Origin of the sequence: Geomonas terrae, assembly GCF_004791675.1 — a bacterium.
In the GTDB taxonomy this organism is placed as follows: Bacteria; Desulfobacterota; Desulfuromonadia; order Geobacterales; family Geobacteraceae; genus Geomonas; species Geomonas edaphica.
The window spans coordinates 1,193,021-1,213,146 of the sequence record NZ_SRSC01000001.1 but is presented as its reverse complement, the minus strand read 5'-3'; the positions used below and the strand labels follow the sequence as shown (position 1 = coordinate 1,213,146).

Here is a 20,126-nt window from a genome sequence, read left to right as displayed (position 1 = left end):
GATGGCGGAAGGTCTGCAACTGAGGAAATTTCTCGCACCCGAATTCATCTTCGGAGCAGGTGCCAGGGAACTGGCCGGGCGTTATGCCAGAAATCTCGGCGGCCGGAAGGTGCTCGTGGTCTCGGACCCGGGCGTGGTCCAGGCGGGATGGACCGCCGACGTCACCAAGAGCCTAGAGGCTGAGGGACTCCCATATGTCCTTTTCACCGCGCTCACGCCCAACCCCAAGGCCGAGGAGGTCATGGCCGGGGTCGCCTTGTACCGTGAGGAGCGCTGCGACGTGATCGTGGCGGTGGGGGGCGGAAGCCCGATCGACTGCGCCAAAGGGATCGGCATCGTTTCGTCGAACCACAGGCACATCCTCGAATTCGAGGGAGTGGACATGGTGAAGGCGCCCATGCCTCCCCTGATCTGCATCCCGACCACCGGGGGAACCTCGGCCGACGTCTCGCAGTTCGCCATCATCAGCAACCCGCTCGAACGGGTTAAGATCGCCATCATCAGCAAGTCGGTGGTGCCCGACATCGCCCTCATCGATCCCATCACCCTCACCACGATGGATCCGTACCTGACCGCCTGCACCGGTCTCGACGCGATGACCCACGCCATCGAGGCCTTCGTCTCCACCGCCAGCTCTTCGATGACCGATCTGCACGCGCTGGAAGCGGTAAAGATCCTCTCCTCCAGCCTTATTCCCAGCATCCGCAATCCCGAAGACCAGGAGCTCAGGAGCCAGGTGATGATGGGGAGCCTGCAGGCGGGGCTCGCCTTCTCCAACGCGATCCTCGGGGCGAACCACGCCATGGCGCACAGCCTTGGGGGCGCCCTCGATCTCGCCCACGGCGAATGTAACGCCATCCTCCTCGATCACGTCATCGACTTCAACTTCGACGCCTCTCCGGAGCGCTTCGAGCGCATCGCGCAGGCGATGGGGCTCGACCTGCGCGGCCTCCCCGTCCTTCAGAAGAAGAAACTCCTCATCGAGCACGTGCGCTCGCTTAAGGCCCAGGCCGGCGTGGCGCGCACCCTGGCCGAGGTGGGGGTCGGGGTCGACGATCTCAAGCAGTACAGCGAGCACGCCCTGAAAGACCCCTGCATGGCCACCAACCCGCGCCGCGCCTCAAAGAGGGACATAGAGGTCGTCTATGAAGAATCCCTCTGATCCATCGGACTCCCCCCCTCGCGACGACCTCGATTCCCTCGAGGCCCTGCAGCGCAAGCTCGCGGGTTTCGGGGAGAACTCGCTGCGCAAGACCTACTACCCCGAACTCCAGGACCGCCTCGAGGAGCTGGAACGGCTGAAGGCATTCCTCGATCACAGCAACGACGCCATCTTCCTCGTCGAAACGGTCACCGGCCGGATCGTCGACCTGAACGACTCCGCCTGCCGCCAGACGGGATGGAGCCGTGAGGAACTCCTGGAAAAATCCCTTTTCGAGGTGTCCGACCTGTGGCATTCCGCCGCCGAAGCGCTGATACGCGCCCCGGAGCGCCAGGAAGAGCCGCGCGAACTGATCGTCACCGAGCTGCATAAAAAGGGTGGCGGGCGCTTCTGGGCCGAGCTCACCCTGAACCGGACGCAGTTTCGCGACAAGGCCTACGTCCTCGCCGTGGCGCGCGACATCACCACCCGCCGCGCCGTCGAGGAGGCGCTGCGCCAGAGCGAGGAGTTCCTGAAGAACGTGGTCGATCACATCCCCGCCATGGTCTTCGCAAAAGACGCCGTGAAGCTGCACTTCATCACCATCAACAAGTACGGCGAGGAACTTCTCGGTTTTTCCCGCAAGGAGATCCTCGGCAGGAGCAACCACGACCTCTTCCCAAGCGAGCAGGCCGACTTCTTCAGCGCCAAGGACAGGGAGACCCTGGAGTCGGGTGAACTGGTCGAGATCCCCGAGGAGGTGATCAGCACCGCCGCCGGGAACCGCATCCTGCACACGAAGAAGATCCCCCTCATGGACGACCAAGGAAAGGCACGCTACCTCCTGGGCATCGCCGAGGACATCACCGAGAAGAAACAGCTCGAGGAAAAGCTCCTGCAATCCCAGAAGATGGAAGCGATCGGGCAGCTGGCCGGCGGGGTGGCGCACGACTTCAACAACATCCTCATGGTCATCATGGGGTACGGCAGCATGCTGAGAAACGATCCCTCCCTGGCGTCGGAAAACCGGGAACAGGTGGAGCGGATCATGGAGGCCGCCGACAAGGCCGCCCAGCTCACCGCGGGACTTCTCACCTTCAGCAGAAAGCAGGTGATCAAGACGCAGACCGTCGACTTAAACGAGGTGATCAGGCGTGTGGAAAAGTTCCTCTCCCGCATAATCGGGGAGGACGTGCAGCTTAAGTCGCAGCTTCCCGAGCACCCGCTCCCGGTGGAGATGGACAGTAACCAGATCGAACAGGTGCTGGTGAACCTGGCCACCAACGCGCGCGACGCCATGCCGCGCGGGGGACTCCTCACCGTCACCACGTCGCTGCAGCGCATCGACCAGGGGTTTGTCGATGCCAACGACGCCGGCTCACCCGGTCCCTACGCCGTGGTCTCCATCTCCGACACCGGCCTCGGGATGGACGAGGCGACGCGCCGGAGGATCTTCGAGCCCTTCTTCACCACCAAGGAACTGGGTAAGGGGACCGGGCTTGGCATGTCCATCGTGTACGGCATCGTGACGCAGCACGGCGGCTTCATCAACGTCTACAGCGAGCCGGGCCTCGGCACCACCTTCAAGATCTACCTACCGCTCAGCCCCTCCGCCTTCGAGGCGGCCGAAGCGCTGAGGGAGCTGGAGCACCCGCGCGGCGGGAGCGAGACCATACTCGTGGTCGAAGACGAGGCGAACCTGCGCACCCTGCTGGAGCAGATCCTCTCCGGCGCCGGATATCAGGTGCTGGTGGCGGAAAACGGCGCCGTCGCCGTCGACATCTTCGCAAGAAACGAGGGGAAGATCGCCCTCATACTCATGGACATGGTGATGCCGGGGATGAGCGGCAAGGAGGCCTGCGGTGCCATCCGCAGGATCGATCCGTCGGCGCGCGTCCTGTACACGAGCGGCTACACCATGGACATCATCAAGAGCCGTGACCTCATGGAGGAGGGTACCGAGCTGATGACGAAGCCGGTGCGCCCGGCCGAACTTTTAAGAAAGGTGCGGGAGATGCTGGACCGCTAGACGGAGAGCTCGCGGCAGCGCAAGAGGAAGAGACGGTCGGCGTAACTGCCGGCCCGTTTCAGGTCAAGAGGGGAGAGTTCGGCCGCCTGGACGGGGTGGCGGAAGCGGCGCAGGAAGCGGCGCTCCGCACCGTTTAGGGGGCCGTTTTCGTTTCCCAGCCGCCCCGGGATGTCAACCGGGGTGATACGCCACGGGGAAAGGGCCGGGAGAAGGCACGGGTTCAGGCGAAAGACCGCCTCAGCATCCGGGCAGGGCCCCTTGGGGCTGCGTCCGAGATAGAGCACGAAGTTCCCCGGAGACTCTTTCTCCTTCTCCATCCCCCTGATCCGTTCCACCTCGCGCTCCGGTTCCGGGAGGGCACCCCGGTGCGCGAAACGAAGAGGGGTGAGCCCGCTTGCCGCAACGAGCTCAATGAATTCGCCGATACGATAGCTTTTCACCTGCGGGTGCAGCAGGGCATCGGCAAGCCCGGCCCGGCTCGCCACCTCGCCGGAGCTCTCGAAGAACTCCCTCAGCCGCGAGCCTTGCGCACTGCGCGCCACCATCCTTCGCACCGCCTCGGGCTCACGCACCTTCAAAAGGGTGAGCGCACGCCGGATGGCATCCTCCTCGCGCCTGGTGTAGCGGCTGTAGACCATCACCCTCATGATCCCCCCTTCCCCAAGGCGCGCGGCGAGCGCGCGCAACCCCGCTTCCGGCTCCGCCAGGTGGTGCAGCACCCCGTAGGCGTCGATGAAACCGTAGGGGCCGGTGACGAGCGCCGGATCGAGGAGGTCTCCTGCCACGAAATCGACCCCGGTCACCCCGTGCACGAGGCAGTGCAGCCGGGCCCGCCTAAGGCTCGTCTCGGAGAGGTCGAGGGCGGTGATCCGGGCCTTCGGGTTGGCGACGGCGAAAGGATATGGGGCGAAGGTGCCGCACCCGGCGATGAGGATGCGGGCGAGATCGGCCGGCGGAAGTTCGCCGTTGAAAAGGGACCAGAGGGCGTCGAGGTTGTTCGCGTAGGTGTCGGCGCGGCGCACCGAGGCAAAGAGGGGATAACTCGGATAGGGGTAAAGCTCGTAGTGGCGGCGGACGGCATCGGGCATGACCGACACTCTAGCGCGGCGGGGCTTTATTGGCAAGCGTCCCAATGAGAAAGGGGGCGGAAAATCCGCCCCCTTTCATTGCATCCCGGCGGGAACCCATGGGCTCCCGGCCGTTTTTACATGACGATCTTGACCATCGCCTGCGGCGCGTACTCGTTCACGCCGCTCACGCCGAACTTGTTGTGCCAGTACATGAACTCGGTGCCGAAGTAGATGCTCTTCGGAGCGTCCCAGAACTTGCCCAGATCGAGGAGCAGGCGGGGCTGGGCGTCGATGTTGAAGACAAGGTTCCCTTCGCCGCCGGCGATGTCGGAGAACCCTTCGAAGAGCATGTCGGCCTTACCCACGCTGAAGGGGAGCTGCCAGCAGGGGGTCACCTGGTAGGTGCTGCCGGACTGCTTCGGGTCGTTGCGCACGTAGACGTTCAGGTCGGCGAAGTTGAACTTCGGCAGGTTGAGGCTGAAGCCCACGCCGTAGAGGTAGTTACGGAAGCCCTGACCCATCTCCAGGGTGCCGGCAACCAGCACGTCCTTCACGAAAGGAGCGGAAAGGTCATGGCCGGTGATCTTGCCGATGGAGAGGCGCGGAGAGAGCTCGCCGTAGATCCCGGTGTTATCTTTCTCGGTATTGGTCACGTCGAAAAAGAGGAAGGTGTCGCCGTACTTCCAGGCGTTGGCATGTTCCACGGTGATGGTGGACTGGGTGTCCTTGGTGCCGTCGAAGTTCTTGAACTGCCCACCCCAAAGGTACTGGATGTTGGTCTCGTTCCAGAGCGTGGCGCCCGCGTGGGCCTCGGTCGCGGCAAACGGCGCGAGTGTCAGGGCGGCCAGGGCCAGGGCCTTGAAACCGGTGGAAAGGGCGCTGCGGATGGATCTCTTCATCTGTGGTGCTCTCCTTGGCTCATTAGTAAAAAAAAGGCCCGTGAAACTACCACGTTTTTTGTTTCAGTTCACCTTTTTTTGATCTAATTAAACCAAGCAAAATAGTCAGCATGCAAACCGGAGCGGGAGCGGCGCCTGAAGCAGAGCAATCGCCTCGCCCTCACCTCCGGACGGCGGGGCTAACCGGCGCCGTCGAGCACCTCGCGCACCTTGGCGGCGAGGGTGGGGAGGGTGAACGGTTTGGGGAGGAAATGCACCCCCTCGTTGATGACGCCGTGGCGGGCGATGAAGTCCGAGGCATAGCCTGACATGAACAGGGTCTTGACGCCGGGGATCGCGTCCCCGAGTCTCAGCGCCAGGTCGCTGCCGTTCATCCCCGGCATGATCACGTCGGTGATGAGCAGCTCAGGGGCCCGCTCCAGCCGGGAGACCGCGGCAAGCGCCTCTTCCGGGGTCGAGGCGACGGTGACCCGATACCCCAGCTTCACCAGCATGTCGGAAACCATCTCGCGCACCCAGAGCTCATCCTCCACGACGAGGATGCTCTCGTCCCCCTTCCGGTAGGACACCTCCGCCTCGCCGCGGCTCCCTCCCTCTTCATCCGGGACGGACGGAAGGTAGATACGGAAGGTGGTCCCCTCACCCGGGGTGCTCTGCACCTTGATCCCTCCCCCGTTTTGCTTCACTATGCCGAAGACGGTGGCGAGCCCGAGCCCTGTCCCTTTCCCCGGCTCCTTGGTCGTGTAGAAGGGCTCGAAGATACGGTCGAGCACCGTCCCGGCCATTCCCTGTCCGGTATCGCTCACCGAGAGGAGCACGTACCTGCCCGGGGCGAGCCCGGAGGCGGCGTCGAGCCGGTTATCCGACAGGGTCGCGTTTTGCGTGCTGATGGTGATCCGGCCGACGCCGGCGATGGCGTCGCGCGCGTTGACGCAGAGGTTGGCAAGGAGCTGGTCCACCTGGGAGGGATCGATGTTGATCCGGTCCACCCCGTCCCCCGGGACCCAGAGCAGCTCGATCTCCTCGCCGATCAGCCGCCCGAGCATCTTCAGCATCCCGGCCACCGCCCCGTTCACCTCGATCACCCTGGGGAGCACGTTCTGGCGTCTGGCGAAGGTCAGAAGCTGTCGCGTGATGCTGGAAGATCGGTTGGCGGCATCCAGGATCGCCTCCAGGTGCCTGCGCTGCCCTTCAACGAGCTCCTCGTCCATGAGCCCGAGTTCGGCATGCCCCAGGATGACGCTCAGCATGTTGTTGAAGTCGTGGGCCACCCCGCCGGCCAGCTGGCCGACCGACTCCATCTTCTGCGCCTGCAGGAACTGCTGCTCGACGCGCCGCTGCTCCGTGATGTCCAGGATGATGGTCAAAAGCCGCTTTTCTCCCGCCACCGCGATGGTCTCGGTCCACATCCGGCAGAGCACCGACCGCCCCGTGCTCGCGTACAGGGTGAGTTCCAGATCCTTGATCCGCCCCTCCCTCAGCATGCGCTCTTTCAGCTGGTCACGCTGGGTCTGCGTCATGAGCCCCAAGTCCACCGAGCGCGTCCCGATCACCTCGTCCCGGCTCCACTGCACCGCATCCAGGAAGCGCTGATTCACCTCAAGGTAGACCCCATCCTCAAGCGTGCTGACCGCCAGCATGAGGGGGGCGTTGTTGAACGCAGCGGCAAAACGCTCGTTGCTTTCCAGCAGATCCTGCTCCGCCCGCTTGTTCGCCACCGACTGCCAGACCGACTCCATGAGGAGGGTCAACTGCAGCACGTCGGTATCGTCGTATTCGCCTTCCTTGTTGGCCATGCCGACCACGGCGACGATCCGGTCGCCGCTGAAGACCGGGATGCTCATGAAGCGGCTAAGATGCGCGTGCCCTTGCGGACACCCCTTCTTAAGCGCGCTCTCCGCGGCGTAATCGTTCACGACGACCGCCCTGCGCTGACGTACCACCTCACCCCAGAGCCCGGTCTTTTCCAGGGTGGACACGATCTCCCGCTCGGGGAGGGCGCATTCACGCATGACGTCGCGCGACCAGCAGTTCAGGGTGAACTCTCCGCGCTCCTCGTCGTAATGGCCGATGAACCCGATCCGGCTTCCGGTGAGCCGGATCGCTTCTTCGAGCGCGTTGTCCAGGAAGCCCTGGACCGTCTCGGCCGGGTACTGCAGGATCCCCAAAAGGGTGACCAGGCGCGACTCGCTGAGCCTGATCTTCTCGGTGTCCTGCCGTTGCCGCGTGACGTCCCGGTTCGAGGCCCGAAGGCCAAGGAACACCCCTTCCTCGAAGATGGGTCGGCACAGGTGCTGGATCCAGCGCAGCTCTCCGCCGCGGGTCAGGATGGGGACCTCCAGCGTGCGCGCCGGCCGGGACGGGTCGGGGGTCGCCTGGTGCAGCGCCCTCAGGCTCTCCCTGAAATCGTGGTGCACCACCCGGTACAAAAGCTCCGGTTCCTCCTGGAACTCCTCCCTCGCATAGCCGGTGAGCTCGATGCAGGAAGGGGACATGTACCTGATCGTCCCGTCCGGCCCGATCCAGTATTCCCAGTCCTGGGTCCAGTCGCACACGGTGCGGAACTTCTGCTCGTTTGCCAAGAGCCGCCGCGTGTCCTCGAAACGGCGCCGTGACGTCACCGCGATGCCGGTAGTCCCCAGCACCCAAAGCAGGAAGAAGCGACCGACCGTGTTCCGGTCGCTTGCCGCCTGCTGCTCCAGGCGCGCCACCAGGGGAACCGAGATGACCAGGGCACCCCGCACCACCCCCTCCCGGTCACCCGACGCGCGGTGGCAGGTGAGGCAGGAGGTCTCGGTCACGAAGGCGGAGATGAAACGAAGGTAGGGAGCCCCTGCGATAGTGGCAACCTGGGAGCGCTCCCGGGACTCGCCCCGTTCGAAGGCGAGCAGGCTCTCCCGTTCCCAGGGGTCCGGGGCGTTCACGGGGTTCACGGGTTTCAGACTGGTGATCCTGCTGGTGACAGGGGGAAGGTGTGGCGCCTGGTGCGGGGAGGGGACCGTCGCAAAGACCATGCGCGTCAGGTAGGCCGGATTGACCAGGGTAAGCCGCATCCCGTCGGTGGTGGAGACGTCGCGGTGTGCAACGGTGAGATAGGGATTGGGAGCGGCCTTCCCGACGGGAACGTATACCCCTCCCATCCTGGCGGCCCAGGCGCGGTACTGCAGATTCAGGCGGAAGTAGTCGCGGGCCTCGTCTTCGGCCCGCTGCAGCATCTGCTTGCGGTCGCCGGTCACCGCCGTCGCCGCCAGCGTCACGATGACCACGGTCCAGACGGCAATGGAAAAGAGAGCGTACTTTTTATAAAGACAACCCTTTGTCTTGCTTTGCATCAAATCACCCGGCCCGATACTGCACGCAGGGTGGCTCACCCTGCTGATCACTCATCACAATGTCACGTAGAGCAAGCTAAACAAGCGATGCTCTCCCTGACTCATTCATCGGCACCCGGCAGGCTGAGTTTAATCATTTTCATCAAAAAGCTAAATGTTGTCTCTCCATTTGATCAGCGCTTCCATCATCTGGTTCGATACCAGGTTGAAATCGCCCTCGAGTTCCATCATCCGCCGCGCCCCATCGCGATCTCCATCGAGCGCCATGTGCGCCACGTTGCAGGCCACCTTGTGGAACTCGGCATGCAGGTCCTTCACCCTATGATAGTAGGCGGAGGAACGGTGCCGGGAGGGAATTTCGCCGCCGTAGAACCATTTGCCGAAGGCACAGTCATGCTCGGTGCATGGCCCCTTGGGGCTTTCCAGTTTCCCCGTCACTATCAGCTCGTTGAGCCTGTACTTGTACAAGGCATGCTCACTTATGGCGTTGTTTATCTCCTGTTTATCCATCACGTCCCTCACTGGTAATTATGAGTTGCTGCGGACCAAAGAAATGTCTTCTCCTTATCGGCAACAAACACGACAACTTAAGTAAGCAAAGTGCATTCCAAAAAACGTTTCGCGTGCTTCAGGCGTTCCGACACCGGCCGCTACACCCCTTTTCCTGCTGAATTTTCGGTGGAATTCCGCCGGAGTGGCGCGCGCCAGAAGATGATTCGTCGTTAATGTGATTTGGATCACATCACCCAGGGGTGGGTTGAACCCCCCACATCCGCGAAGCCTGCCGAATGTTTACCCCTTTTCCGCATAGCCATTTGACGGGTCAGCCATGTGAGGACGCTTAGTCCCCCACTGAAAGAAGACCCAGCACATTAGATCCGGACAATACCCTTCTTGGGCCTCGATCGACGGCACTCCTTACTCGTTTCACGCCGCCGTGCTCACTACTGTCGCGCAGGGACAGAACCTCGACGCAACAGGACTGGTTCTTACGCGTTTTTCTGCACGGTTCAACTGGCACAACGACGTATACGGCTTAGACAACCGGTTTTGCTGTGGTAGACTTTTCCGGTTATTTTGCCGTTATTGACGGATTTGCTGCCGCTGATCCAGTCTTTATGGCACAGGAGAAGAGCCACATGCTTACCATGCAGGAAATCAGAACTCACTATTACTTCACAGAAACCGATGCCGAACTGCTCAAAGAGCTTTTCCCGCTCGCGCAGGAGAACAGCCAGGCCATGGTCGAGGATTTCTACTCGTACCTTCTGAAGATCCCGGAGACCGCCGCGTTCCTGCGCGACCCGAAGGACCTCGCCCGGCTGAAGAAAACCCACTCGGAGTGGTTCCTCTCCCTCTTCTCGGGGCGCTACGACAACGAGTACATGCTCACCCTGCAGGCGATCGGTCAGGCCCACGTGCGCATCAAGGTAAGCGCCCACTACGTGAACGCCGCCATGAACGTGGTGCGCCGCTTCCTCATCGAGATGCTGCAGGCGAGCTTCCCCGACATCGCGGTCCGGCGCAAGTACCGCATCGCGGTCGAGAAGATCCTGGACATCAACCTGGACATCATGAGCACCTCCTACCAGGAAGAGGAGCTGCGCAAGGTCTTCGTCTCGCACAAGTTGGAGTCCAAGCTGATCCACGCCGCCGAGCGCTTCACCTACGGCTTGAACCTCATCCTCGTCATAGCGCTCACCGGCGTCTCCCTCTCCGTGGTGACCCTCTTCTTCTGGGACCTGGTCCACATCTTCCAGGGGAACTTCGAGAAGGGTATCCTCTCCGCGCTCGGCTCGCTGCTCATCCTCTGGATGATGATCGAGCTCATGGACAACGAGATAAAGACGCTCAAGGGGGGTAAGTTCAACATCCTGATCTTCATCGGCGTGATCATCGTCGCCCTGATCCGGGAGATCCTGATCTCGACCCTGCGCCACGACGCCCTGGAGACCCAGGCCTTTCTTGCCGGAACGCTCCTCATCCTGGGGATCGTCTACTATCTGGTGGCGAAGAGCCAGAACTTCACCGCGCACTGACGCCGGGAAACGGCCGCAAAAAAGGCGTCCCGCTTGCTGCAGGGCGCCTTTTTTCGTCTCCCCCCGCGACGGGCGGTGCTACCAGGAGTAAAGGTAGGAAAGCTCCGCGCCGAGGGCGCGCGCATCGCGCGGGTTGGGATCGCTCAGGGTAGCCCCCACCTTGAAGCCGTGACTTGCCACGGCGAGGCTGAAGGCTGCGTAGTCGATGTTGTAGGCAAGGGAGAGATCAGCCACGGTGCCGAAGCGGTAGTCTGCCGAGAGCCAGGTACGCGGTCTGCCCTGCACGAAGATGCAGGTCCCCCCGGCGCTGAGACTCCCGTAGTCGTACCCGAGGGAGAGGTCGGTCTTCACCGGAATCGTCTGCCGCAGACTCTTTTTCCCCTCGTATCCGCTGATGCTCGGGGTGAAGTCCTGGTACCCGTTCGGCGCGGTCGTCGAGGTGGGATTGACCGCATACGCCTTCGTGTAGGGGACCGAGTCCCACATGAGCGCGCCGGCCAGGTCCCTGACGAGCAGCTCGGCGTGCCACCCTCCCCTGCGGTAGCTCGCCCCGAGATCCGCGCTGTAGCCGTACCCCGACCCTAGCGTCTCGTCCTCCACGCGGTAGAGGATGTTGTGCCCGTAGGCGTAGTCGAGGTACAGGTCGTAGTCGTAGCTTTTCGATCCGGTCGCGGTGACCGCGCCGCTCATGGAGCCGTACTGCAGGTAGTGCGGCATCATGACGCGCAGGGTGAGCCCGGCGGAGAGCCCCGGGAGCACCGCGTCCAGGCTCGCCCCCCGCGAGACCTCGACGCCGCTTGCCGTCCATCCCCTCATCCTGATGTCCGCCTGGTAACGACGCCCCTTGGTCAGGTCGAGTTTCTTCTTCACGCTGTAGATGAACTCGATGGAGTCACGGTTGCTGTCGACGAAGAGCTCGCCGCGGTTGAATGCCGCCACCCGCCAGTTACGCGCCACCACCCCGCTTCCCGCATACCAGTACAGGTCGGCCAGGTTGTGCTCCTTGGGTGTGAAGCGCCCGTTCCAGTTGTCATCGATGATGCTCATGACCGGCAGCACCGTGTCCGCGGCGAAGGCCGAGGCTTCCAGAAAGGCTCCATCCTTATGTCCGACGAGCAGGGCGGGGTTGAAGCCGCTCATCGGCACGGCGCCCCAAGCCTGCGACGCCGCAAGGATTATGGTGATGCAGCAAGTAAGTGCGGCAGCTCTCAAAGGGGGCAGGAAAAGGGAGGCCTTACGGCCTCCCTGCAATGCATGGTTCATCGGGTTTTCCTTCAGGAGATACTGCTTGAAAGGCTAGATCAGTGTCTCGAAGTAGCTGTCGGAGTAGGTCACCTTCGGGACGCCGAGCGGGCTCGAGAAAGTGGCGACCTCGTCACCGCCGCCGGCATTGATGCTCCCGCTGAACCTGCTTTCGGCCGGCTTACTCTTGTCGTTAACGAGGGTGCCATGAAGACCCGCCTGGTTCGTCAAGGTCGCCGAGGTCACCTCCGTAAAGACGTTGTAGGTTCCGGTGCAGTCGAGCCAGATGGTTGCGTCGTTCGCCAACGTCCTCGTGTACTTCACCTCGAAGTTGATCACCTGGAAGGCGGACATGCTTGCCTTCAGCATGGCCGAGATATTGACGCCGTTGCCGGCCACCAGAGAACCGTTGAAGATGCCGCTCCACTGCGGGAAATTGCTGGCGTCGTCCGCGATGGTCGGGTTGTAGCTGGCCGCGTTGGAGAAGGTCCCGGTCAGGGTTCCCTGCAGCGTCATGGTGACGGCACCCTGGTTCAGTGCCTCGATCTTACCGCTGAAGGCTGCCTGGGTCGGTATGGTGGCATTCCCCTCGTTGGGGCTTATGTTGGGGTTCCACACGAGCGTCGGGATGTCGATGCTGCCGGTGACACGGGCCGTGGAGCTTGTCGCAACCCCGCTGAAGTACGCCTTGGTGAGCATGACGCTGTTCGGCATGGTCGGGTTCTGGGTGAGGGTGAAGGTCAGCTTTCTGTTGCTCATGCTGTCGTCGAAGTCGAAGGATGCCACGGGCGTAGTGAGTTTCCCCCTGAAGGTAATTGCCATGGTCGTGTCGGAGACCATCGCACTGTAGGAGGCGGTCATGGTGGCGTTGCCGTCGCTTGCCGTTTTCAGGGTGGTGAAGTTGACGCTCCCGCTCTTCGGCAGGTTGACGTTGTCCACCGAGACGGTACCGGAGAGCAGGGTCACGCTCGCGTCGGTGACGATGCTGGCCGTCGCCGTGGTGCCGGTGCTGCCGGTAACGATGGTGAGCGTCTGCCCGGGATGCTTCTCCGGATCGGTGAAATTATAGGTCGTTCCCGGGGTGATGCCCGTGAGGCTGCCGACCGAGGTGACCACCCAGCCCACAAGGTCGCCGACACTTGAGAGCTCGGGGCCGACCGTGGTCTGCAACTCCGCCGCGGTGGCATCGAACGGGGTCTTTAGCGTATCCCCTACGTCGCCTGTGTGGTAGTCGACCACGGTGAGTACGGTGTTGCGCAGGTCGCTTATCATGGCCTTCGCCTGCGCCACGCCGTTCGGGTTATCCGGGGGATTCACTACGCTGTCGGTGAAATGCTGGATGGTGCCGTACATGGAGGTTGTTTCGGTGGTGATGGTCGGGGCGAGCATCGGCTCGGGGCCGCTGGTCAGGGCTACGATCGCCTGGGTGAGGGCGCCGCCGGTCGACGAGAGCTTCGGGTTTTCCCCGGAGAGGTCCGACTGGATCATGTCGATGGCGTCTTTCACGTCGCTTGCGTCACCGTTTTTAACCATCTGGGAGATGGCGGCAAGGGCCACGCCGTAGTCTATGGCGGTCTGGCTCGAAGCCGATGCAACCTTGGTCGCGTCGGTGACGTCGACCGGCTGGGTGCCGATGATGTTTACGCCGAACGCGGTGCTGACCACGGCGTTACTGTGGTCTATGTTCGCGGTGCTTAAGCCGCCCGCAGCTGAGCTCATCTGCTTGAAGGCGACGTCGGTAAGCGGGGTTACCGCTACGTTCACAGAGCCGGTTGCACCGGAAAGCGCCGCCTTCAGCACGGTGTTGGGCACGTCTGCCGTCCCTGTCGCCTCGTCGAAGTAGGTGCCGCCGGTCACGATCACGATGAGGTTCCCCTTGTAGGAGAGGTTCTGCACCTTGTACGTGCCGTCGGAACCGGTCGAACCTGTGCCGAGAAGCTTTCCGCGGGTCCCGTCGGCGTTGACTGCGTACACCTCCACCACGCCGTTCTTGATCGGCCCTTTCGAGGCGACGCCGTTCACCGTGGTCGAAGAGGAGGATCCGCCACCGCCACCGCCGCAGGCTGCCAGCAGGGAGCACAACACTGCAAGTACAACGATACTCTTGAGCGACCGATACACTTGTTCCATGAAGCACCTCCTTGTTAGATATAAGCCAACAAAGAGTATCATTCGCCCATCCTAAGACAACATTATTTACCTATTATTAATCGTATACGGAATGCGTTGCCAGTAAGCGACGACTAATGTCTGGCGGGAGGGGCGGAGCATCGGTTTTGTGCAAGGGGAAATACTGCCGCTGCCACTGCGATGCAGGGAGATGGCGGCAAGGCAGCGGCATGATCTAGGCGCGCGGGCGCTCCGGCTCCCCACCGGCGGTCATCACCGCGACCAGTCCCAGCACGCCGCAAAGCGCCATCGCGGCGGTCATGGGGACCGCGGTGCCGTCGTGGATCGCCCCGACGAGCGCCCCGCCGGAGGCGCCCAAGAGGTACTGGATGGTGCCAAGGAGGGCCGAAGCGCTCCCGGCCGCCTTGTCGAAGGGGGCCAGCGCGAGCGCCGTTATGTTCGGGTAAAGTAGGCCGGTCATGCAGAGGCAGACGAAGATGAACAGCATCTGCAGCGGGAACCCGCCGAAGCCGGTCGCGGCCGCCGCGATGAGGAGGGTGCCGGACACCCCGGCGGTCATAAAGGCGAAGAGTGCGATGCGCCTCGGGGTGTAGCGGCGCAGCAGACGGCGGTTCATCTGCGAGGCGCCGATCAGGCCGCAGGCGTTGACGCCGAAAAAGACGCCGAAGAACTGCGGGGAAAGGCCGTGCAGCTCGATGAAGACGAAGGGGGCGCCGGAGATGTAGGAGAAGTTGACCCCGGCCACGCAGCCAAGCCCGATCGCGTAGCGCAGGTAGCGGCGGTTTTTCAGCAGGTGGCCGTAGACCGCCACCATGTCGGCTACGCTTCGCTTTACGCGCCGCTCCGGGGGGAGCGACTCGGGAAGGGCCAGGGCCGCAGCCACAAGGGAGGCAAGGCCGAAGATGCTCAAGAAGACGAAGATCCCCCTCCAACCGGTGAAGAGGAGCAGCTGTCCCCCGGCGAGCGGCGCCAAAATCGGCGCAAGCCCCATCACCAGCATGAGCAGCGAAAACATCCGCGCCGCCTCAGCCGTGTCGTAGAGGTCGCGCACCACAGCACGGGAAATCACCATCCCCGCCCCGCCCCCGAGCGCCATCATCACGCGCCAGAGCAAAAGAGCGGTTCCCGAGTGTACCAGCGCGCAGCCGATGGTCGAGGCGACGTACAGCGACAGCCCGAGCAGAAGCGGCGTGCGCCTTCCCCAGCGGTCCGCCAGCGGCCCGTAGAAGAGCTGCCCAAGCGCGGAGCCGAAGAGAAAGGCGGAGACGGAGAGCTGCACCGTGCTGAGCGGGACGTGGAGATCTCGCGCCATCTGCGGGAAGGCGGGAAGGTACATGTCTATCGACATGGCGGAAAAAGCGGTCAGGGCGCCCAAGATGAGCACGAAGACGGCCAGCTGGCGCCGGCTCATCTGAGAGGGGTGGAGGGGTGCTGTCTTTGTAACCGGGTTCATCGAAACCTCACTGCGCCGAAAGTTGCTTCATACAACTATTCGGTGAAAAAAACTAGCGGTCGAGATTGCCGCAGGCGCGGCGCAGGACGTCGCGGCAGACCTCGAGGTCTCCGGTGCTGATCCCCTGCTGGGCTTCCTCGAGGATGCCCCGGGCGAGGCGGGTGGCGCGGTCCATCACATCCTTGCCACGGTCGGTCAGGTAGAGCAGACGCTCGCGTGCGTCGTTGGGACTTGGCAGCCGGACGATGAGCCCGCGCTCCTCGAGTCCAGCAGCAAGCCGGGCCATGGTGGTCTTGTCCTTCGCCGTTTTTCCTGCCAGCATCCCCTGGGCCAGTCCGTTGCACTCCCAAAGCTGCACGAGGAGCGAGTACTGTTCCGAGGTGATGGGCACCTCGTTTTGCGCGAGCACCGCGTTGAAGCGCCTGAGCACCATCCTCGAAAAGCGGGAGGCCAGGTGCCCCAGCGATTTGTCCAGTTTGTAGTCGGTAAGTGCGTCCATTGGTTGCACCATACAACTAATTAAATACGAAGTCAACCGCACCCAGCCGAAAAGCCCCCCCCATTTGCGAAGGGGGAGCCTGCCGGCTAGCGGTCCAGCATCTCGCGCACCTTGCGCAGCAAATCCACCGGCTGCACCGGCTTCATGATGAGCTGGATCCCCTGCTCGCTCACCCCGCGCCTCTCCATGAAATCCGAGGTGTAGCCGCTCGAATAGAGTATCTTCGCCCCCGGCTCGAGCCTCGCGATCTCCTCCCCCGCCTCCATCCCGTTCTTCCTGGGCATGATGAGATCCATCACCACGAGTGCGATGCTGCCGCGGTTGGCCGCGAAGAGCTCCACCGCCTGCTGGCCGTCCTCCGCCTCGATCACCAGGTAGCCGAACTTGCTGAGGACGGTGACAAGGAGCTTGCGCACCTCGGCGTCGTCCTCGGCGAGAAGCAGGGTCTCGCTGCCGCCGCGCGGCGGTGGGAGTTCCGCCCTCGCGCTGCCGGCAGGCAGGCCGGAGTCGAGCTGCGGCAGGAACACCCTGAAGGTGGTGCCGTGCCCCGGTTCGCTGTAGACGTTGATGAAGCCGTTATGCTGCTTCACGATGCCGTACACGATGGCCATGCCGAGCCCCGTCCCCTTCCCCACCTCCTTCGTCGTGAAGAACGGCTCGAAGATCCTGCCGCGGGTCTCCTCGTCCATGCCGCAGCCGGTGTCCTCCATGACGATGCAGGCGTAGCGACCCGGCTCGCTGTGGCCGAACGGGCTCTCCACCCCTTCCTCGATCTCCACGCTTTCCGTTTTCAGGGTAAGCGTCCCACCCTTGGACATGGCGTCGCGGGCGTTGGTGGCGAGGTTGATCAGGACCTGTTCGATATGGCCGCTGTCGGCCATGATGGTTAGAACGCTCGCGGGGCAGGGTACAGCCCTAAGGGTGATGTCCTCCCCGATGATGCGCACGAGGAACTTCTGCACGTGCTGCACGATATCGCACAGGTTCACCCGTCTCGGCTCCATGACCTGCTTGCGGCTGAAGGCCAAGAGGCCCTTGGTGAGCTGCGCCGCCCGCTCCGCCGAGACCATGATCTGTTCCACCTCGCCCTTTTGTTTTTCGCCAAGCTTCGGGTCCACCTCCAGCAGGGAGCAGTACCCCATGATCACCTGCAGCACGTTGTTGAAGTCGTGGGCGACACCGCCTGCGAGTTGTCCGACCGCTTCCATCTTCTGCGCCTGCCTTAACTGCTCCTCCAGGCGCCGCTCGGCGGTGATGTCCCGCACCGTGGCGATGACGCCGATGATCTCCCGCTGCGCGTTGCGCAAAGGGGCGCGCGTGTCGACCGCCCATCCCGAGACCCCGGTACTCTCTATGGAAAAGGGGAAGTCCACCGACCCCGATTCCTCCCCCTCCAGGGTGCGCGCGAGCTTTTCTACCACGCCGGTCGTCTCCAGGAAGGGGAGGACGTCCTGCGGGCGCCGCCCAAGGATCTCCTCGGCCTTGATCCCGGTGAAGCGCTCCATGTACGGGTTCCATACCTGGTAGCGCAGCTCCCGGTCGTAGACGATGATCCCCTCCTGGGCGCCGGCGATGATCTGTTCGTTGTACTGGCTCGCCTCCAGAAGCGCCTGATCCGCCTTCAGTTTCGAGAAGGAGATCGCGATATAGTCGACGAGGTCCTCGTAGATGGCGACCTTCTCGGCAGACACGAGCCCCGGGCGCCGGTCGCTGAACTGGAAGAGCCCGATCCTCTCGCCGTGGGAGTGCAGCGGCACCAGGGCCAGGGAGTGGTACCCATCGCTGTGACACCGGCACGTCCCGTACCCCTCTATTTCCGCTGTGCCGGTAGCGGTCCAGTAACTCCCACGCGGCGTGCATACCGCCTCTTTCGGGCAGCGGCCCGAGATCACCTCGCCGCACAGGCAGCGCAGCGCTGCCCCCCCCTGGGGATCGCGAACGCCGCGGTCGCAAAGCCCCCTCTGCGGACCGTCAAAGGCATCGGAAAGGCCGATGGTCTCAAAGTACGGGTAGTCGTCTCCGCAACGCAGCCGGATGCCGATGGCCTCGCAGCAGGAAAGGTCGCGGAAAAAATGCCCCGTGCGCGACAACAGCTCATCCACCCGCTGTGCCTCGTTGCAGATGCGCAAGAGCTCCACGGTCGCGTTTTTCCTGATCTCCTCGCGCTTTCTGGCGGTGATGTTGTCGCAAAGGACCACGAAATAGCCCCGCTCCAAACCGTAGAGCGACACCGCGTACCACTGTTCGAGCGGCTCCAGGTAGGTCTCCAGGTGCTCCGGCTCCCCGCTTTCCGCCACCCTGCCGCACGCCAGCAGGAGCTCCATGTTGGTTTCCCGCACGTTTGGGATCACCTGGGAGATCCGCTTTCCCCCGAGGTCGGTGAGGCCGGTCAGGTGCAGCAGCGACCGGTTGACGTTGAGAAATACGAAGTCCTCGGCGCCACCCGAGGCGTCCCGCACCATCCGGCAGGAGGCGAACCCCTCCAGCATGTTCCGGAAAAGCTGCTGATACTCCTGCTTGCTCTTTTGCAGCGCGCGCTCCGCCTGCTTCTGTATGGTGACGTCGTTCAGCATGACCAATAGGCAGGGGCTGCCGGCGATGGCCACCATATCGGCGGAGAAGAGGACGTCGATCACCTCCCCGGACTTGCGCCTTAGTTGCAATTCCTGGCTTACCCCCGCCCCCTGCTGCACCTTCTGCACGACCACCTCGCGGGTCCCCTCGTCGAGGTAAATGCCGAGTTCCACCGCGGTGCGATCGAGGACCTCCTCGCGGCGGTAGCCCATAAGCCTGAGCCACGCGGGGTTGACCTCCAAGAGGCGGCCGTCTTCCACGGCACCGATGCCGATCGCCACCGGCGCATGGTCGAAGATGGTCCTGAACCTGGTTTCGCTGTCGCGAAGCGCCGCCTCCGCCCGCTTGAGCGGCGTGATGTCGATCAGGGTCGACAGGATGACCTGCTCACCACCTACGGTCAAAAGCTGCGACCAGAGCTGGGCGATGAAGATCTCGCCGTCTTTCTTGCGGAACGGCTGTTCCCACCCCCGCACCGTCCCGGTTGTACGCAGCCCCTCGACGAAGCCGCGCGCCGACTCGGGATCGGGCCAGATGTGGCGCCCGGACCTCCCGATGGCCTCTTCGCGGGTGTACCCGGTCATGATCTGCCAGGTCTCGTTCACATCCAGGAAGACCCCGTCTTCGAGCCTCGTGAGCGCGATGGCGGCCGGGTTCCCGGAAAAGGCGAGGGCGAACTTCTCCTCCGATTTCAGGAGTGCCTCCTCCGCCCTGCGTCGCTCGGTCACATCCTGGATCACCGCCAACACCGATGCCGGGCGCCCCTCTGCGTCGCGCGCCAGGTTCATGTTCACCTGACAATGGACCGCAGATCCGTCGGAGCGGAGGACACTGAACTCGGCCTCCACGCCGCCGCGCTCGCCGACGAGGCTTTTCAGGCACGCCCTGCAGGGCTCGCGGTCCTCGGGCCGGGTCACCTCGGGTAGTCCCAACTGCAAGAGGTCCGCCTCGCGGTAACCGGTCATGCGGCACAGGGCCGGGTTCACCTTCAGGAACCTGCCGGTCACCGGATCCATCTGCGCCTCGCCCAGGCTCGACTCCATGAACATGATCCGGAACTGTTCCTCTTTCTCCTGCAGGCGCTCCTCGGCCAGACGCCGCTCCAGCTCCAGGAGCTCGATGCGCGCTTCGCGGAGCCTCTCTTCCGAGCTTTGCGCCTTTTCGCGTGCGTCCACCTCGCCGGACCTTGCCTGTTGCAGGTGCTCCTGCATGTAGGCGAACAGGATACCGACAACCATGAAGGCCAGAACCGAGACGAACCGGCTTGCGGGGATGATGGCGAAGGAATAAAGCGGGGGGATGAACAAATAGGAGATCAGGAAACCGGAGATAACGGTAGCGATGATGCCGATCCGCTTACCTCCCAGGCGGGCACTGACATAGACGGAGGGATAGAACAGGATATAGGCGTAGGGCTGCAGGAAATCCCAAAAAAGCCACTGTACAGCACAGGCAAGCAAGGGTAGCAGAAGTGCTGCCAAAGCCTTCAGATTGAATGTTGGCCCCTCGTCCACCCTCTTTTCCTCCAAAACATGACAGTCATAAGCCATGCTTGCCTGCTTCGAATAGTCCTTTCAACATATCTCAATTGGACTATGAAGAGACAGAGACCCAGTCTACCTTGAGACCGCTCTTTTGCAACGGTCCTGCCGGATCGAAGGTTTCATACCCCCTCAAGTATTCCACGCCGGCGCCGATACGGTGAGCGATGCCATTGG

General features: G+C 63.0%; 12 protein-coding genes. 3 read left to right on the top strand and 9 right to left on the bottom strand.

The features are described from left to right. Position 1 precedes the first annotated feature (1 nt). Positions 2-1,162, top strand: a complete 1,161-nt coding sequence (gene ercA, locus E4633_RS05105) for an alcohol dehydrogenase-like regulatory protein ErcA (protein WP_135869163.1) — start codon at positions 2-4, stop codon at positions 1,160-1,162. Beyond that, entirely contained in the window at positions 1,146-3,170 is a 2,025-nt protein-coding gene (locus E4633_RS05100) for a hybrid sensor histidine kinase/response regulator (RefSeq protein WP_135869162.1), read from the top strand. Before ercA ends, E4633_RS05100 begins: the two co-directional genes overlap by 17 nt. Here E4633_RS05100 and E4633_RS05095 read toward each other — a convergent pair. The 4 genes from E4633_RS05095 to E4633_RS05080 form a co-directional block, all read right to left on the bottom strand. Continuing rightward, positions 3,167-4,258 (bottom strand): class I SAM-dependent methyltransferase, encoded by a 1,092-nt coding sequence (locus E4633_RS05095; protein ID WP_135869161.1) that lies wholly within the window; start codon positions 4,256-4,258, stop codon positions 3,167-3,169. The genes E4633_RS05100 and E4633_RS05095 overlap by 4 nt on opposite strands. Positions 4,259-4,374: 116 nt before the next feature. After that, entirely contained in the window at positions 4,375-5,139 is a 765-nt protein-coding gene (locus tag E4633_RS05090; protein WP_135869160.1) for a DUF5020 family protein, read from the bottom strand. A 179-nt stretch (positions 5,140-5,318) separates the two neighbouring features. Beyond that, positions 5,319-8,471 (bottom strand): GAF domain-containing protein, encoded by a 3,153-nt coding sequence (locus E4633_RS05085; RefSeq protein ID WP_135869159.1) that lies wholly within the window; start codon positions 8,469-8,471, stop codon positions 5,319-5,321. 150 nt (positions 8,472-8,621) lie between these two features. After that, positions 8,622-8,981 (bottom strand): CZB domain-containing protein, encoded by a 360-nt coding sequence (locus E4633_RS05080; protein ID WP_135869158.1) that lies wholly within the window; start codon positions 8,979-8,981, stop codon positions 8,622-8,624. A 629-nt stretch (positions 8,982-9,610) separates the two neighbouring features. On the opposite strand from E4633_RS05080, the gene E4633_RS05075 reads away from it, so the two are divergent. Beyond that, positions 9,611-10,510, top strand: a complete 900-nt coding sequence (locus E4633_RS05075) for a protoglobin domain-containing protein (protein WP_135869157.1) — start codon at positions 9,611-9,613, stop codon at positions 10,508-10,510. A gap of 78 nt (positions 10,511-10,588) precedes the next feature. Here E4633_RS05075 and E4633_RS05070 read toward each other — a convergent pair whose 3' ends face one another. The 5 genes from E4633_RS05070 to E4633_RS05050 form a co-directional block, all read right to left on the bottom strand. Then, positions 10,589-11,773, bottom strand: a complete 1,185-nt coding sequence (locus E4633_RS05070; RefSeq protein WP_135869156.1) for a hypothetical protein — start codon at positions 11,771-11,773, stop codon at positions 10,589-10,591. A gap of 33 nt (positions 11,774-11,806) precedes the next feature. Further along, positions 11,807-13,882, bottom strand: coding sequence for a hypothetical protein (locus tag E4633_RS05065; protein WP_135869155.1), 2,076 nt, complete (start codon positions 13,880-13,882; stop codon positions 11,807-11,809). Between the two features lie 214 nt (positions 13,883-14,096). Beyond that, positions 14,097-15,335, bottom strand: a complete 1,239-nt coding sequence (locus tag E4633_RS05060) for a multidrug effflux MFS transporter (protein WP_135869154.1) — start codon at positions 15,333-15,335, stop codon at positions 14,097-14,099. A gap of 52 nt (positions 15,336-15,387) precedes the next feature. Beyond that, on the bottom strand, positions 15,388-15,834 hold the full coding sequence (locus tag E4633_RS05055) for a MarR family winged helix-turn-helix transcriptional regulator (protein WP_162604938.1): 447 nt from the start codon (positions 15,832-15,834) through the stop codon (positions 15,388-15,390). Between the two features lie 86 nt (positions 15,835-15,920). Beyond that, positions 15,921-19,958: a PAS domain S-box protein gene (locus tag E4633_RS05050; RefSeq protein ID WP_135869152.1), complete on the bottom strand. Its 4,038-nt coding sequence runs from the start codon at positions 19,956-19,958 to the stop codon at positions 15,921-15,923. Positions 19,959-20,126 lie beyond the last annotated feature (168 nt).